Source organism: Aminobacter sp. 01T433, from assembly GCF_056398585.1.
This window is the reverse complement of record NZ_JBFTPR010000025.1, coordinates 20,195-35,394: the sequence shown is the minus strand read 5'-3', so window position 1 is coordinate 35,394 and position 15,200 is coordinate 20,195. Positions and strand designations below refer to the sequence as shown.

The following is a 15,200-nucleotide window of genomic DNA, read 5'->3' as shown; positions in this document are numbered from 1 at the left end:
AGCCTGCCAGCCAAATTGTCGTTTGAAGCAAGACAATTTCCGAAAGCAACATGTTTGATCTGAAGGATCGGATGGTAGTTCTGTCGCTGTGGAATGTAATCGGTCGTTTATTGAACGATTAGCGTCGGTTCCGTGCTGAGAAGTATTTCAACCAAAATTACTTCTTCATCAAGCGCTGCAGTAAAAAAGCCCGCCGCAAGTGAGCAACTGCCCCGCATTGCGGCAATAAAATGGTTATCGACCGGCGGACATTCAGCCGTTGGCTACGCGGAAATTTGTCCGCACGAAAGGAGTATGGCATGTCGACACGATCAAGTCTGAGGTTCGCTATGCGAGCGCTTCTCGTCCGCGAGCGTTTCGATCAAGGGTCCGCGGCAGGGCGCGCCGTCACCAATTTGGTTGAAGAACTCGAACGACGCGAGATCGAAGTTGTACTCTCCACGCATGTCGATGATGCCATCGCCATCGTCAGCACCGATCCGACGATCCAGTGCCTGCTGCTCGATTGGGATCTCGACGACGGCGATGACCATGGCCCAGCAAGCTTGGTGCTTGATGCCATGCGGGAGTTCAACGCGGATGTGCCGATCTTCCTGCTGGCCGATCGCAGCGCGGCCTCCACCATCTCCGCCGATGTCATGACCAAAGCGGACGATTTCATCTGGCTGCTTGAGGACACCACCGATTTCATCGGTGGCCGTGTGCTGACTGCGCTGCAGCGTTATCGTTCCGCAGCGCTGCCTCCGATGTTCGCGAAGTTGGTCGAATTCGCGCAGACCTACAAATATTCCTGGCACACGCCCGGGCATACCGGCGGCACCGGCTTCCTTACTTCGCCCGTCGGCCGCGCCTTCTTTGAGTTTTTCGGGGAAAGCCTGTTCCGCTCGGACCTGTCGATTTCGGTCGGCGAACTGGGCTCGCTGCTGGATCACAGCGGCGCGATCGGAGCCGGCGAACGCTATACCGCGAAGGTCTTCGGCGCCGACCGTAGCTACTACGTCACCAACGGGTCCTCGACATCGAACCGGGTGATCCTCATGGCAAGCGTGACGCGCGATCAGGTGGCGTTGTGCGACCGCAACTGTCACAAGTCGGTCGAGCATGCGATGACCCTGTCGGGCGCCATCCCTTGCTATCTGATGCCGACGCGCAATGCGCTCGGTCTCATCGGGCCGATCCCGCCTGAACGCCTGACGCCAGCAGCACTCCGCCTGCTGGTGGCCGAAAATCCGCTGGTGAAGGAAGGTCCCGACGCCAAACCCGTCCACGCCGTCATCACCAATTCCACCTATGACGGGCTTTGCTACAACGTCGCACGGCTCGAAGAGCTGATGGGCGAAAGCGTCGACCGCCTGCATTTCGACGAGGCCTGGTACGCCAACGCGCGTTTCAACCCAATCTATCGCGAGCGTTTTGCCATGCATGGCGAGGCTTCGACGCGCGATCGCACCAAGCCCAGCGTGTTCACTACCCATTCGACGCACAAGTTGCTGGCGGGCCTCTCCCAGGCTTCGATGATCCATGTCCGAGACGGCCGCAATCCGATCGATCATGCGCGCTTCAACGAGGCGTTCATGATGCACGCCTCGACATCGCCGAACTATCCGATCATCGCGTCGAACGATGTCGCAGCGGCGATGATGGATAGCTCCGGCGAGAAGCTCACCGGTGCCTCGATCCGCGAGGCCATCGCCTTCCGCCAGATGATCGCCCGGCTGAATGCCGAAATCGCGGAAGAAAACGGCTGGTTCTTCGACATCTGGCAGCCGCCGGAAGTGATCGATGCGCGGGGCCGCAAGATGCGCTTCCACGAATGCGATGCTGCTTATCTGGAACGCGAGGCATCCTGCTGGCATCTCGCGCCCAACGCCGACTGGCACGGTTTCGGCAACCTTGAACCGGGCTATTGCATGCTCGATCCCATCAAGGTTTCGATCCTTACTCCAGGCATGGATGCATCCGGCGATCTCCGCGCGGTCGGTATTCCCGCAAACGTTGTCACCGCTTATCTCGCAGGGCGCGGTATTGTGGTCGAAAAGACCACCGACTTCACGATTCTCGTCCTCTTTTCGCTCGGCGTCACCAAGGGGAAATGGGGCACACTGGTCAACGCGCTGCTCGACTTCCGCAAGGACTATGACGCCAACGCACCGCTCGAGCGTGCGATCCCAAGCCTCGTCGCAGATCACGGCGACCGCTATGGCGGCATGGGGCTGCGTGATCTCGCCGACCTGATGTTCGCCGCCATGGTCAAGTTCAACACCACTCGAACCATGTCTGCGGCATTCGAGATCCTGCCGAAGCCCGACATGAGCCCGCTTGCCGCCTATGAGGAGCTTGTTCGCGGCAATGTGGAGAAGGTGACGCTCGAAGAACTCGCGGGCCGGACCCTGGCCACGGGTGTGGTCCCCTACCCGCCGGGCATCCCGCTGATGATGCCGGGCGAGAACGCTGGTCCCGCCGACGGCGCGCTCATCGGCTACCTCAAGGCGCTGGAAGCGTATGACCTGAGCTTCCCTGGTTTCACCCACGACACCCACGGGGTCGAGGTCGAAGACGGTGTCTATCACGTCCTCGCGGTCAAGCACTGAGGGGAGCGATCAAGATGGCCAAGGAAAGCACCGCGTCCGGCGGGGCCGGCAAGATGGGACTGGTGCCCGCGACCTTGATGGTCGCGGGCAACATGATGGGTTCGGGTGTCTTCATGCTCCCGGCCAATCTTTCGGCGATAGGCAGCATCGCCCTGGTCGGTTGGCTGCTGACGGTGGTGGGCGCAGTCGCGCTCGCCCTCGTCTTCGCCAAGCTTGCGGCGATCGATCCCGCCGCGGGCGGGCCTTACGCCTACACACGCAAGGCGTTCGGTGACTACATGGGCTATCAGACAAATATGGTCTATTGGCTCGCGCTGGTCGTCGGCAACGTCGCGCTCGCGGTTGCCGGGCTGGGATATCTTTCGCACTTTTTCCCCGTGCTGAAGGTGCCGGTCGTGCTGGCCTTTGGCTCGATCGGGGTAATCTGGTTTTTCACCTACGCCAACATTCTCGGTCCCCGGCTTGTCGGGCGGCTACAATCCTTCACCACCGTCTTTGCGCTGATCCCGATCTTCGGTACGGCGCTGTTCGGCTGGTTCTGGTTCAGCGCCGATACTTATGCGGCAGCGTGGAACGTCTCGGGCAAGAGCGACATGAGCGCGGTGATGGCTACGCTCACCTTCACGCTTTGGGCCTTCATCGGGGTCGAGAGCGCCTCGGTGTCGGCGGGCGTCGTTGAAAATCCGTCGCGCAACGTTCCAATCGCCACGGTGGCCGGTGTCGTGCTCGCCTCGGTTGCCTATGTGCTGAGTTCGTCGGTGATCATGGGCATGATCCCCAACAAGGATCTTGTCGCCTCATCCGCACCATTCGCGGACGCCGCCCGGATCGCGCTTGGCGACATCGCCGGCGGCACGGTCGCGTTGTTCGCCGCGGTGGGCTGCCTCGGTTCGCTTGCTGGATGGACGCTGCTCGCCGGGCAGTCGGCCAAGGCGGCCGCCGATGATGGGCTTTTCCCCGGCGTTTTCGCGCGCGTCAACAGGCACGGCGTGCCGTCGATCGGGCTCGTGATCGTGGCTGGGTTGATGAGCGTCCAGGTGTTCGCCACCATGTCACCCACTGCAAGCGAGCAGTTTGGCAAGATCGCGTCGATCGCGGTGATCATGACCCTGCTTCCCTACATCTACTCGGCGGTTTCGATACAGGTGCTGGGCTACCGAAAGATGCCTTCCAGCCAGTACACCTTCTTTGTCGCCGCAGGCGTGATCGGGGCAGTCTATTGCATGATCGCGCTGGTAGGATCCGACGGTCAGCAAACGCGCTGGTCGCTCATCTTCGTGATCGCCACGATGGTCTTCTACTCCGCCTCCATCACGCGCAAGCGCGACATAGAGGAAAAGCACCTCCATCCCGGCGGGCGTGCCCCCGTCTGGGTGCGTTATCTGGCGCTCGGCGTGACGATAGCCGCCCTGGTTGCGATGTTCTGGCTGTCGGTTGGCCGCTATAGCGACCTCAATCTGCGCTCGCGGTCGTTGACCCCGCCAGAGGCCTCAGAAACGATGGAGATGATCGTACCACCGATGAAGCCGTAGTACCCCGATTTGAACCGGCCCCGGCGGGCGCTGGGGCTGGCTTTGCATGACTAGGTGTGAGCATTCAACAGGTCGTCCTTTCGGGCCGGACGATTGAGGAGACTGAAGTTACCTGGCTTCAGCGACCCGGGGGGCGAATGAACACCCTCAAGAATGACCATATGATGCCATTGCGTCGAGAGGAGATGGCGCGGACGGTGATTGAAGTGCGGTGCCCAAAGCCCAGGCGGGGCGAACTATAGCGGGTCGGCCAAGCGGGCCTCTGACAATCTGGTGCTTCGACATTGGTACATAATCGTCGACCTGGCACACAACCACAGCGCCTATTTCAATCACGCAGGATCACGCTGTAGCACATTGAAGTATATAGTTTTTTGACTTGTCGTACTTACGGATATAGCGGCAAGTTGGGGTCGGTGCTAAGATCACGGCACTGGCCGTCTCGTCCTGATCGTGAAGCCTCTGCCGACCAGAGTGACGGCTGACTGGATGGCAGCCTCTCCCGGATTATCCAAATTGCCCCAACCCCATTACTTGAATAGTTCGGCTATGTCCGCCATCGGCAGGAACAGCTTCAAAGGCTGATCGGGGAACGGCAAAAAGCTCTCGCGCTCATAAAAGCGGCGCGCATTTTCGTCCTTGGCGTCGACAATGACCGCAAAGGATGCGACCTCGCTTCTGACCGCCCGAAATAGGGCATCGGCGAGAAGAAAGCGCCCATAACCCCGGCCCTGCTGACGCCGATCTACCGCCAACCGCCCCAGCAAGGTCGCCGGAATGAGCGGGTAGCGCGGGAGCTTGCGCACAGTCGCCGGCGGCCACTCCCCCACATTCACTGCCGTCGAGGACAGCGTATAATATCCGGCGACAACGCCATCCGGCAGCACCAGCACAAACGGAGCCTCCATTTTCTTGCGGGCTTCTTGGCCTACCTGGGTGCGGAAATATCGATCGAGCGGCTCTACGCCGCTCTCGAACGATGCTCGATCATGCTGCGGGCCAAGCACCTCGACCCGCAGGGAACCCTCAGCAAGCTCCCCCACCCGTCAGACGCCAGTGGCGCGACGATACCGTCGTATCGTGTCGCGGAGGCGGTCATTGACCGGTTGGGGGTTGATCAGGGCGTCAACGAATGCCTGGTTGTCGCGCAGGGACAGATCGAGGCGCTGATGCTCCTCGATGGCCCGATGTGCAGCTTCCTGGACGCTGGTCAGCACGAAATCCGTCACCGACCGGCCCTGAAGCGCGGCAGCGTGTTCTATAATGCTCTTCTGGTCAGCTGTGACGCGCGTTTCCAAGCGTTCACCACGAACACGACCGCGAGATGTGTTCAAAGCAGGTGTGGCCATCATCATTCTCCTGCTGACTATGTACGGCCAATGGCCGGGCTTTTCAAGGTTTGTCTTGGGCCGTTGGCAAAGAGAAAAAGTCAACCGCAGTGCATGGATTGGACCATAAATAGCCCGACAATGCGCATTACGATCGATTTATGGATCGTCACAAAACGATAATGATACGCAAATAGGCCAGCGCAATCACCGTCAAGGAAACGGCATTGCAGTTCAGCGATCTGATAACGCCATTGCCGGGCACAGGAACCCGGTCGGCTCATCCGATGACCACATGATCTCGCCGCCTGCATAGCGCTAGATGGCCGAGCGTGCAGGCTCTACCGTTGTTAAGGTCCCCAGCAGCCATGCGATCTATGCCTCCAAACCGGAGGCCCCTCGCGCCCGGATAGAACAGGCTGCCTCGACCAAATAGTCTCCCAAGTTGCTTCGTACCGGGATGGTGGAACCCCGGTGCGCTCCTGCATCTGCCGTCGATGGTGTACCCAGTCAGGTGTTTGCAGCCAGCCGTTCGAACAATCGGGCCACGGCCTCTGCTCCCGGGTCGACGTTTCCGACCAACTGCTTCGAACTCACATAAGCCGCCCTACCTGCATTGGCCTCCTTCATCTCGGCCGTCTCGTTTGCCCCGGTACGCGCCCTGTGAGCGGCAATCGCGAGGCCCTCGTCGAGACCTTCGAGTGCGGGTTCAAGCGCATCCACCAGCGTTCTATCGCCAAGACGAGCACCGCCCACTTCCTGCAAGCGCTCGAGGCCGATCTTTAGTGCGCCTTTCAGCGAGTAACCGCTTGATGCTGCGTCGCCTGCGGCAGCGAAGAAGATTGCCAACAACACGCCTGAGGACCCGCCCATGGTCTGGCTGAGCTCCTGGCCAATGGCGCGATAAAGCTGGGTGTGATCTGCCAACGGCAGGCGCCCGAAAGCCTCGATCAAGGCACGCGCCGCGGTTGCGAGGGTTGTCCCGGTGTCGCCGTCGCCAGCCTGCAGGTCCAGATGGTTGAGATCAGCTTCCGATGCGATCAAGGCCTCGCAGCATTTCCTGAGGAACGCCTCGGTTTTTGAATCGCTGGAAGGCGTCGACTTGATGGGAGAAAGACCGTCTGGCAGCGGAAGCAGACCAGGAGCATCCATCGTCCTGAGACCCGGCCAGGCCCGAAGCGGCGTCTCCGCCGCCAGCAAGGTCTCGTCTTCTCCGGATATGGGGTAGAGCGTCACCGAGAAGCCATGCATGTCGAGGGCGGTCATCATCGAAGCGGGCCCGACGATATGGCTGATCCGATCCCCTACTTCCGAACGTCTAAGCTCTTCGGCGAGGACGGCCATTTCCACGCCCGTCGAGCTGCCCAGATTGTTCAACAGAGCAACATAGCGTCGACCGTCAGCGACCCGAGGCAAAAGCTTGCCAATGGCTGCAGCCATAGCCTGCCGTGCGCCCTCGTAGGGAATGTGCTGGGCGCCGGGCTCGCCATGAATGCCAAGTCCCAGTTCGATTTCACCGGGCGCAATTCTCGGTTCTTTGGTCGAGCCTGGCATGCAGCACGTGTCCAAGGACATGCCGATGCTCATCACGCCTGCCACAACCCGCCTTGCAGCCTGCGTGACGGCTTCAAGGTCACCACCGGATTCCGCCACCGCGCCGGCGATCTTGTGTACCAGCAGCGTCCCCGCCACACCTCGCGGGCGCGATAGATCGGGAATGGCCACATCGTCCTGAACGACCACCATGTTGACCTTCAGCCCGGATGCACGTGCACGCTCAGCCGCCAGCCCAAAGTTCAAACGGTCACCGGTGTAGTTCTTGACCACCAGAAGGCAGCCCGCCTCCCCCGTTACAGCGAGTATTCCGGCTAGGACCGCCTCGACGGACGGAGAGGCAAAGACATCGCCGCAGACCGCCGCCGTCAGCATCCCCGGCCCGACAAACCCTGCATGCGCTGGCTCGTGTCCGGAGCCGCCACCAGAGACAACCGCGACCCGCGACTTGTCCCAGTCGCCACGCACGACGACGCGAATGAAAGGATAGCCGTCGAGCCGCTTGAGGTGACCGCCCGAGGTCGCGACAAGTCCGTCGATCGCCTCTTGGACGATGTCTTCTTTGTTGTTGATGAAGTGCTTCATGTCCTACCATCCGCTTGGCCTGGGCGATGCGTTTCCGGCTCGCCCGATGTTCGTCTATGTCGCCGTCACAGCGGGACTTTAACGGTGAAGGGAAGCCGACGGAATGCAATCCGTCGGCTTGTTTCAGGTACCCGAGGCAAGTCTCGGGCGCATGTGTCGCGTCAGTTGATGACGTTGCCGTAGAAGCTGGACTCGACCTTCGCCATGTCGATAGAGGCCAGATCTTCGGGCAGGACGTATTTGTCGGCATCGGCATGCACCGCGGCCGCGTCGAAGTTGTTGGCATCGGCGATGAAGGCGTTGGACACGAACCTCTCGGTGTCGATGTCAATCGACGACTGGCCGATCTTCTTCAGGATCTTGAAGAAGCTGTCCCAACTTTGGATGTCGTGCTCGCCCCAACCTTTCCGCTTCGCCATGTCTCCCTTGAAGGTGCGATGGATCTGCATGAGGCTCTCGGTGCCATACCGCGGACCGTAGTTCGCCTTGGTCGTCGGCAGGGCCTTGAAGACGATGTCGGCAGCGGCACGCGGATTGCGGTCGGCGAACTCGCTGCCCATGGCCCATCCCTTTAGGTATTGCGCGAGGAAATGGCGGCGGTCCTGGTCCTCGATATCGGAACGCCGAACGACCAGCGAGTTGGACGGCAGCGGTGAGCCACGCATGCCGAGCCAGTAATCGAAATCGAGCCCCTTGGCCGAGAGGTCGGCTCGTAACCCTTCCCACGCCAGGCAGGCATCGCCCTGTCCGCTCGCCAAAGCCGTGGTCCAGGTTGGCCAGCCTGCCTCTATATATTTGATCGACTTCGGGTCAACGCCGGCGGCGGCGAACATCGGATCGCAGATCGACTGCCAGGCGGCCGACCCGAGCAGCACCGTCTTGCCTTCGAGCTTGGCCAGATCCTGCACGCCCTCCCCTTTGCGGAAGGCAAAGTTGAAGAGGTCGAGATTGCCGCTTCCGAAGACCGAGACCAGATCCATGCCGCTGTTGACGGCATAGGAAAGCACGCCCGGCGACGGGAAACCGATGTCAGCCTGTTCCACAGCGAGGAACTTGACCACAGCGGTGCCGTCCGAGGGCCCCGGCTGCATAGCCGTCTCGACCCCCAGGTCGCCGAAGTAGCCCATCTCCTTCGCCACCCAGTAGGGATAGTCGTCCATCACCTCTATGGTCCCGCGCGGCGAGATCCAGTTGAAAGGCGAGCCGTAGGGCTTGGCGAATGCGATGCCCGGTTTGAACAGGCTGCCTCCCAGTACTGTACTCGTCACAAGGCCGCCTACCCCCACCTGGAGCAGCCCGCGGCGCGAAATGTTGGTCGTTGTCATTACATGTCCTCCCTTTGCAGAAAGACCGCTTTCAGTTGGCGCTGGCGGGCGCGGTCATTCCTCGCCCGGCCGATCAGCTCTCCCAGCCCGCGAGCTTCTTTCCGAGCCAGAAAAAGAAGGCGTAGATCGCGATGCCAGTCAGCGCGAGGATCAGGATGCAGGCAAAGAACTCGGGCATCCGCAGCGTGGATGAGTAGGTGGTGAGGCGACTGCCGATACCGAACCCGCCCCCCGACATCTCGGCACCGACTGCTGTGATCATTCCGAAGATGGCTCCGATCATCAGCCCGACAATGACCATCGGCATGGCCATGGGGATTCGGATCTTCGTGAATATCTGCGAGGTGCTGGCGCCATATGATCGTGCGAGTGCGATCTTGCCCGCATCCACCCGCCTGAACCCGGTCGCCGCGTTGATCATCACCATCGGCCCAGAGGCCAGCGCGACGGCGATGACACGCGGCGTGTAGCCAAAACCGAAGTTCAGGATCAGCAGTGGCACAAGCGCCAGCATCGGCGTTGTCACCAGAAGGAGAATGTAAGGAGTGATCACCTTTTCCACGAATGGAAACTGAGTAATGACGGCGGCAAGCACTAGGCCGATCGAGGCTCCGATGGCGTAGCCGGAAAACAGCTCGAACAGCGTGTAGCCATAGTGCTGCGCGATCGTCCCGATCTCGGGCGAGCCGAAGACGGCAGCGATGGTCGACGGCGCCGGCAGGATGAACTGGGGTACGTTGAACCAGCGCAGCAGGAATTCGCTGCCGCCGATAACGAGGATCGCAACGCCAAGGATCGCGACGATTTCGCGCGCACCTTGCCCGCCCATGCCGTTGACGATTCCCGTCGCGCCGGAAAGGCTGGTGCCTCCCGTTGGCAGATCTGTGCTGTGGGTCATGTCGGTCATGATTGCCTCGAGGAGGTCACGCGCCTTGCAGGCGGCGCCTGATGCTTGATGTCGGATTTGATGTCGTTGACGAGGTCGAAGAACTCGCGCGTCTCCATGAGTTCCAGCAGACGCGGCCGTTCGAAGGGCACGTCGACGATCCTGGAAATGCGGCCCGGTCGAGCGCTCATCACGTAGACCTTGTCGGAGAGGAAGACGGCCTCGGCGATGGAATGGGTGATCAGGATCACGGTCTTGCGCGCCTCGATCCAGATTTCCTCGACCAGCTTGTTCATCTCGTCGCGGGTGAAGGCATCGAGCGCACCAAATGGCTCGTCCATCAGGAGAACGTCAGGGTCATTGGCAAGCGCGCGCACAATTGAGGCGCGCTGTTGCATGCCACCGGAGAGCTCGCGTGGCATCTTCTCGCCGAAGCCGCCAAGCCCGACACGATCGAGCAATGCCTCGATCTTGTCCCTGTCCGGCTTCATCCGCCGCAGTTCAAACGGGAACGAGATGTTCTGCTGTATGGTGCGCCAAGGAAGCAGATTTGCCTCTTGGAACATCATGCCTACGCTCGGATGCGGCCGTCTGATCTCGTCCTCGCCCAGGTGGATCCGGCCGCCGCTCAACTGGTGGAGGCCAGCAATGGACCAGAGCAAGGTCGTCTTGCCACAGCCGGATGGTCCAACGACCGAGATGAACTCGCCGGGCTCGACGGTCATGTCCACGTCCTGTAGCGCGTGGACCGCACCTGATTGCGCTGCATAAGTCTTGGTCGCGCCGCTGATACGGAGCGTGTCGTAGGTGTGGTTTCCCATATCCTCCTCCCTTTCTGGAACATGCCTCTCCCGTTCCCACGCCGATGTCGCCGGCGAGAGCTCAAGCGGTACGTTCCGGTTGTTGGTCTTAGCTCTTGAGAAGAGCCCTCAAATGCTCATTCACCTGACCCATGTATCCAGGTTCAAATCCGTTCAGACCCATGTGGCCTTCCAGCGTGTGAATGACCTTCAGTTCCGCGCCCTCGATCAGGGAGCAGTCGGCCTCGCATTCATGCGTCGGGAAAAACATGTCGTGGCTGATCGGCATGACGTAGGTCCTGGCTTTGATCCGCCTCAACGCGGCAGCGAGGTCGCCCCCGGCGTGGCGTGAGACATCCGCCCTCTGCCACTTCCACATCTCGCAGAGCAGCACGTTTGGATCCATTGGCTCGAAATACGCCTTCATCACCCCGTTAATGAAGTCGTCAGGGGACGACATGCCAAGCACGCTTCGCCAGCGCTCCTCCTGATAGAATTGCGGGGACCATCCCAAGGTCGCAACGATCCTGGCCAGACGGTCCATGCCGTTGCGCACATCGAGCCCGCTTTCATACCAGCCGCCGTTCCAAGCGGGATCGGACATCAGCGCGTCGGCGCAAGCGTCGACAAAGATGACCTGATGATGGGAGATGCGAGCCGTTGCGGCGATCGGCGCTGCGCGTGCGACCATATCAGGATAGCGCACCGCCCATTCATAGACCTGCTGCCCGCCCATCGACCCGCCCACAATCAGAGCCAGACGCTCTATACCGAAATGCTCCGTGACGAGCTTGTGCTGAGCCTGCACGTCGTCCCCAATGCGCACCTTCGGAAACTTGGCCATGGATTGTGGGGCCGGCGTGTTTTGCGGGGATGACGACACCCCGCTGCCGATCTGGTCAACGACGATGATGAAGTACTCGTCAGGGTTCAGCGCATGATCGCGGCCGACATAGACATCTGCCATCACCTTGCCCGTCCCGGAGAACCAGGTGGTCACCAGGATGGCATTGGACTTGTCCGCGTTCAGCTGGCCGAAGGTGCGGTAGGCGAGCTTCGCAGCGCGCAGCGTTTCGCCGCTTTCAAGGATCAGATTTCCGAGATCGTAGAGCTTGAACGAACCCTGTGTCTTAGGACTATAGAATGGATTATCGATCATCACGCCGCTCTCAGTTGAGGCTTTTCGAAACAGCGTTGAGACCCGCCTGCGCGCAGCTTTCGTCCTGATCCTCGCTTGCACCGCTGACACCGATCCCGCCGATCACATCGCCCGCCGAAGTCTTGATCGGCAGACCGCCCGCAAAGGCGACAAGGCCAGGAACGAAGGCCGCGCCCGGCAATCCGGCATTCACGCCATCGCGCTTCACCCCAAAGGACAGGTCAGCCATTGCGCGGGTAGGTGCAGCGTAAAGCGACGCGGTGATCGCCTTGTTCTCGGCAATGTCAGTGCAGGCCTTGCAGGCTCCGTCCTGGCGCGCGGCGGCGATCAGTCGACCGCCATCATCGACCACGACGACGTTGATCTTGGCGTGCCCTGCGGCTTCTTGTGCAGCGAAGCAGGCCGCAATCATCCATCCAGCCGCCTCATAGCTAAGTGCAGGCTTGGCCAGCCCTTCAGCCGTGCCGAGCGTTGGCAGGCACGCCATTAGCCCCGTTGCCAAAAGCAATTGTTTGGTCATCTCGTCTCCTCCCTCGGCCGGGCCGCCCATCTGGGGTGCTTCAGCTTTAAACGAGCCTACGAGGAAACGTTGGGAGCCATCTATCGCGAACATTCGCGATGTCGATCGGATTCGGCAAAACATGAGGTCGTCGAAATATCTAATTGATAATGCTTATTTTCTTATGGATTACGCGCTGCCGGAAGAGGCTATACATGCCCGCGTCTCGCGTGCAGCAGATGCCACATCTCAGAGTAGATCGGCCCGAGCAAGCAGGCTGACCAAAGCAGATGTGCTCGAAACTCCGGTCTTCTGCCGGATGCTTCTGAGCTGATGATCGATCGTGGAAAGAGACCGGTCGCGAACCCTTGCGATTTCCTTGTAGCTCATACCCTTCGCAACCAACCGAGCGACCTCCAACTCCGATGCTGTCAGCGTTGCCAGCGGGGCAGTGCCTGAAATGCCCGCATGTAGGGTAAGGCTTTTCCGCGGCCCTGTGGACTCACTCCTATGGTCTTGTTCGGCAATATGTTTCGCAACGGCGATGATAGGGCTCAGGACATCTGTCACTGTCTGCTCGAAGCAATCGTAGAGACCAGATTCCCAAGGCACCAATTGCTCCGTCCAATCGGCGCAGATCAGGCCGTAGCCGCCGCGTTCGCTCCGAAGCGCCCAGGCCAGTTTCGATTTCGTGCGAGCTCCCGACATCCTTTGCCGGAGCCGTATCGTGACGCGGCTGTCCTGCTTGATGTCGGCGAAGATCAGAGGGCGGGGGTCCAGCCACATCGCCTGCATGGCGACGTCGCGGTTGTCGACAGCCCTGCCGCAACCGAACGACGGAACATCGTAATTTGCGTCCTTGGCTTCCGCAAAACCGGGGAAATAATCCCTCGCCTCACGAATCCCGAAACCGGTGTCGACGCGCTGACATCCGAGCTCGGCACGAAGCCAGTTGGTGGCAACGGACCAGCATCCAGGCAGATCGTCAAGACGAAGCAGCATGTGCGCGGCAAGGTCCCGTGCGTGAGCATAGCGAATGGCACCACGATCGAGCAGGCGGTTCCGCAGACGTCGCTGCGTGTCAAAGATGCCTCCGCGGAAGTCTTCCACAAAGGCTGGATGCCACTGGTCCTGGCTTCGCCCTTCCACCGACCCTTTCCCCTTCCGCTGTCCTGTCTCAGGGCCCGTGCTCGGCGAAGTTGTCGGCCGAATGGCAGCTCGCGGCACAACGCTCTGCCTTCGACTTTATGCCAGCGTTCTAATGAGTCAAATCTTGATTGGCTGGGCATCGCATGGCCGTACCGCAATCTGGAGCGAGGTCGAATGGCTCTGCCGGGTTTTGAAACTGCTGGGGACTTACCCGACCTGGTGAACAATTCACGCGTCGATGGCGCGCAGCTAGGCCAGCGGGACCAGATCGACAGTGACCACAGCGCGGTCGCCACTCATCAAAGTCGCGCCAGTGCGCGTCCGACTGCGCAGCACGTCGGTAACACAGCCATAGCTGCTGTCGTGCCGAGCGCCGCGATGTCGGCGCATCGGCGCCTCTGCTCAATTCGGGCGAGCGAACCAGCCATCACCGGTGAAAATGCTTGTCAAAGCGCTGCCCGCTGGAAACGTGCCAGTCCGATGGCCAGCGAAACGTGGCTGTCTGGAAATTTCAAGGCAAGCTCGTTGCTGCCGTCATAGATGACAAGATCATTTAAGATACATTTTCTGAGGAAAGAATGAATTATAATTCATGCAATGTGGCGCGGCGCTCTACATCGTCAAGCGTGACGAGCTCGAACGTTTCCGGCAGGTGTACGTATCGCTTTTCAACCTGACCAAGGAGCGCGGAGTACATCTTTCGTGGCTCAAATAGACGCTTATTGAAGCGGGATCACGTGTCGATAGAGCGCCTCGCCCGTCAGGCCCATTTCGGCTCCGTTAACAAGGGCATCGTGATGGGAAAGGAAATGCGACTGCGTCAAGCATGCGCTCCCGTCGCGACAACTACATGACAGGGACCAGAATGACGGTCCGAAAGCCGCTATAGACCATTGTTTAGGTGCAAGCCCACTTCTGAGGTAGGGGTAGTACCTACCGCACCCGTGGCAGGATGCGCGCAGGCAGATGGTCGCGAATGTCTGCTTAGGCCGGTGCACTCAGGCAACCCCGCCCCATGATGCACCGACCGCCGATGGCCTACATTTCTCCCATGAACCGTGCCGATTTACGTCTGCCATCTGCGGCGGGGGCATCGACGCGATACCCAGTTCACAAACAACAAAAGACCCCTGCCACCTTTCGGCGGCAGGGTCAGAGGGAGGGGAGAAGTTCAACACAGTCAGGCTAACATGAGTCGCTGACGTTAGGGAAACGGACGCGGCGACAGCGGCACCGTTTGCATTCGTTCAATATCCAAACTTGGCGATAGCCAGGCAGCAGCCCTTACGGCGGTCTCCTCCCAAAAGGAGACCGCCATGGCACTTATGGTGCGTGACTTATCGGTGGACGCACCTGGCAAGCCGTGTTCGACATGGATAATCCGTGCCTGGGCAGAATTGGATTCCGAACGATTTGGCACCCTATGTGCCCGACTGTTTCGCGCTCGACGATTTTCTTCGACTTGTCCGGTGTCAACCGGCTTCACAAGAGAGCGCGCGGAAGTCTGTCCATCTTGTTCATCACCTCGATTTATGGACGCTGACTACACAACCAGCTCGGGCCAAGACTACAAGAAGCCCCCGCCACTCATATGGTGGTGACGGAAATTCTGCCTGAACTCGCGGGTTATTATTAAGACAGCGACTCGACATCTGATCAAGCGAAGTGACGGAGCTACCATTGAGTTGTTCCAAGCTAAGGATTTCAGCGCCGCGCCCACTGGAGCGATGCTGTTTGTTCATGGCAACCAGGGTGGCCTTCTCCTTGGTGCGGAGAGCCTGTCCGGTCATTT

At 60.1% G+C, this 15,200-nt stretch carries 12 protein-coding genes and 1 pseudogene; 3 read left to right on the top strand and 10 right to left on the bottom strand.

All coding sequences use genetic code 11. The features are described 5' to 3' along the window. The first annotated feature begins 299 nt into the window (after nt 1–299). Both AC1DLV_RS27510 and adiC read left to right on the top strand, forming a co-directional pair. Complete coding sequence (locus tag AC1DLV_RS27510; protein ID WP_476803216.1) at nt 300–2,591, top strand: Orn/Lys/Arg family decarboxylase; 2,292 nt, start codon at nt 300–302, stop codon at nt 2,589–2,591. Nucleotides 2,592–2,605: 14 nt separating this feature from the next. After that, complete coding sequence (gene adiC, locus AC1DLV_RS27505; protein ID WP_476803215.1) at nt 2,606–4,123, top strand: arginine/agmatine antiporter; 1,518 nt, start codon at nt 2,606–2,608, stop codon at nt 4,121–4,123. Between the two features lie 530 nt (nt 4,124–4,653). Here the strand turns inward: adiC and AC1DLV_RS27500 are convergent. The 10 genes from AC1DLV_RS27500 to AC1DLV_RS27455 all read right to left on the bottom strand — a co-directional run bounded on the left by AC1DLV_RS27500 (nt 4,654) and on the right by AC1DLV_RS27455 (nt 13,798). Next, on the bottom strand, nt 4,654–5,130 hold the full coding sequence (locus AC1DLV_RS27500) for a GNAT family N-acetyltransferase (protein WP_476803214.1): 477 nt from the start codon (nt 5,128–5,130) through the stop codon (nt 4,654–4,656). 39 nt (nt 5,131–5,169) lie between these two features. Next, entirely contained in the window at nt 5,170–5,478 is a 309-nt protein-coding gene (locus tag AC1DLV_RS27495; RefSeq protein WP_476803213.1) for a type II toxin-antitoxin system TacA family antitoxin, read from the bottom strand. Between the two features lie 483 nt (nt 5,479–5,961). Beyond that, nucleotides 5,962–7,590 (bottom strand): dihydroxyacetone kinase subunit DhaK, encoded by a 1,629-nt coding sequence (locus tag AC1DLV_RS27490; RefSeq protein ID WP_476836303.1) that lies wholly within the window; start codon nt 7,588–7,590, stop codon nt 5,962–5,964. Between the two features lie 161 nt (nt 7,591–7,751). Then, nucleotides 7,752–8,915 carry an ABC transporter substrate-binding protein gene (locus AC1DLV_RS27485; RefSeq protein WP_476803211.1) on the bottom strand — a complete coding sequence of 388 codons (1,164 nt, stop codon included), beginning with the start codon at nt 8,913–8,915 and terminating at the stop codon, nt 7,752–7,754. 73 nt (nt 8,916–8,988) lie between these two features. Beyond that, nucleotides 8,989–9,822, bottom strand: a complete 834-nt coding sequence (locus tag AC1DLV_RS27480) for an ABC transporter permease (RefSeq protein ID WP_476803210.1) — start codon at nt 9,820–9,822, stop codon at nt 8,989–8,991. Further along, nucleotides 9,819–10,622, bottom strand: a complete 804-nt coding sequence (locus AC1DLV_RS27475; protein ID WP_476803209.1) for an ABC transporter ATP-binding protein — start codon at nt 10,620–10,622, stop codon at nt 9,819–9,821. Before AC1DLV_RS27475 ends, AC1DLV_RS27480 begins: the two co-directional genes overlap by 4 nt. Before the next feature lie 88 nt (nt 10,623–10,710). Next, on the bottom strand, nt 10,711–11,760 hold the full coding sequence (locus tag AC1DLV_RS27470; protein WP_476803208.1) for an alpha/beta fold hydrolase: 1,050 nt from the start codon (nt 11,758–11,760) through the stop codon (nt 10,711–10,713). 10 nt (nt 11,761–11,770) lie between these two features. Beyond that, nucleotides 11,771–12,280 (bottom strand): GlcG/HbpS family heme-binding protein, encoded by a 510-nt coding sequence (locus AC1DLV_RS27465; protein ID WP_476803207.1) that lies wholly within the window; start codon nt 12,278–12,280, stop codon nt 11,771–11,773. Nucleotides 12,281–12,508: 228 nt separating this feature from the next. Beyond that, nucleotides 12,509–13,408: a helix-turn-helix transcriptional regulator gene (locus AC1DLV_RS27460; protein WP_476803206.1), complete on the bottom strand. Its 900-nt coding sequence runs from the start codon at nt 13,406–13,408 to the stop codon at nt 12,509–12,511. 249 nt (nt 13,409–13,657) lie between these two features. Continuing rightward, entirely contained in the window at nt 13,658–13,798 is a 141-nt protein-coding gene (locus AC1DLV_RS27455; RefSeq protein ID WP_476803205.1) for a hypothetical protein, read from the bottom strand. 1,241 nt (nt 13,799–15,039) lie between these two features. Between AC1DLV_RS27455 and AC1DLV_RS27450 the strand changes: the two are divergent. Then, nucleotides 15,040–15,177: pseudogene (locus AC1DLV_RS27450) on the top strand (S9 family peptidase); the annotation flags it as partial. Nucleotides 15,178–15,200 lie beyond the last annotated feature (23 nt).

Excerpts from the sequence above, each read along its gene's own strand:
- AC1DLV_RS27510 (WP_476803216.1), top strand. The coding sequence starts at position 300 with ATGTCGACACGATCAAGTCTGAGGTTCGCTATGCGAGCGCTTCTCGTC.
- adiC (WP_476803215.1), top strand. The coding sequence starts at position 2,606 with ATGGCCAAGGAAAGCACCGCGTCCGGCGGGGCCGGCAAGATGGGACTG.
- AC1DLV_RS27495 (WP_476803213.1), bottom strand. The coding sequence starts at position 5,478 with ATGATGATGGCCACACCTGCTTTGAACACATCTCGCGGTCGTGTTCGT.
- AC1DLV_RS27490 (WP_476836303.1), bottom strand. The coding sequence starts at position 7,590 with ATGAAGCACTTCATCAACAACAAAGAAGACATCGTCCAAGAGGCGATC.
- AC1DLV_RS27485 (WP_476803211.1), bottom strand. The coding sequence starts at position 8,915 with ATGACAACGACCAACATTTCGCGCCGCGGGCTGCTCCAGGTGGGGGTA.
- AC1DLV_RS27480 (WP_476803210.1), bottom strand. The coding sequence starts at position 9,822 with ATGACCGACATGACCCACAGCACAGATCTGCCAACGGGAGGCACCAGC.
- AC1DLV_RS27475 (WP_476803209.1), bottom strand. The coding sequence starts at position 10,622 with ATGGGAAACCACACCTACGACACGCTCCGTATCAGCGGCGCGACCAAG.
- AC1DLV_RS27470 (WP_476803208.1), bottom strand. The coding sequence starts at position 11,760 with ATGATCGATAATCCATTCTATAGTCCTAAGACACAGGGTTCGTTCAAG.
- AC1DLV_RS27465 (WP_476803207.1), bottom strand. The coding sequence starts at position 12,280 with ATGACCAAACAATTGCTTTTGGCAACGGGGCTAATGGCGTGCCTGCCA.
- AC1DLV_RS27455 (WP_476803205.1), bottom strand. The coding sequence starts at position 13,798 with ATGCGCCGACATCGCGGCGCTCGGCACGACAGCAGCTATGGCTGTGTT.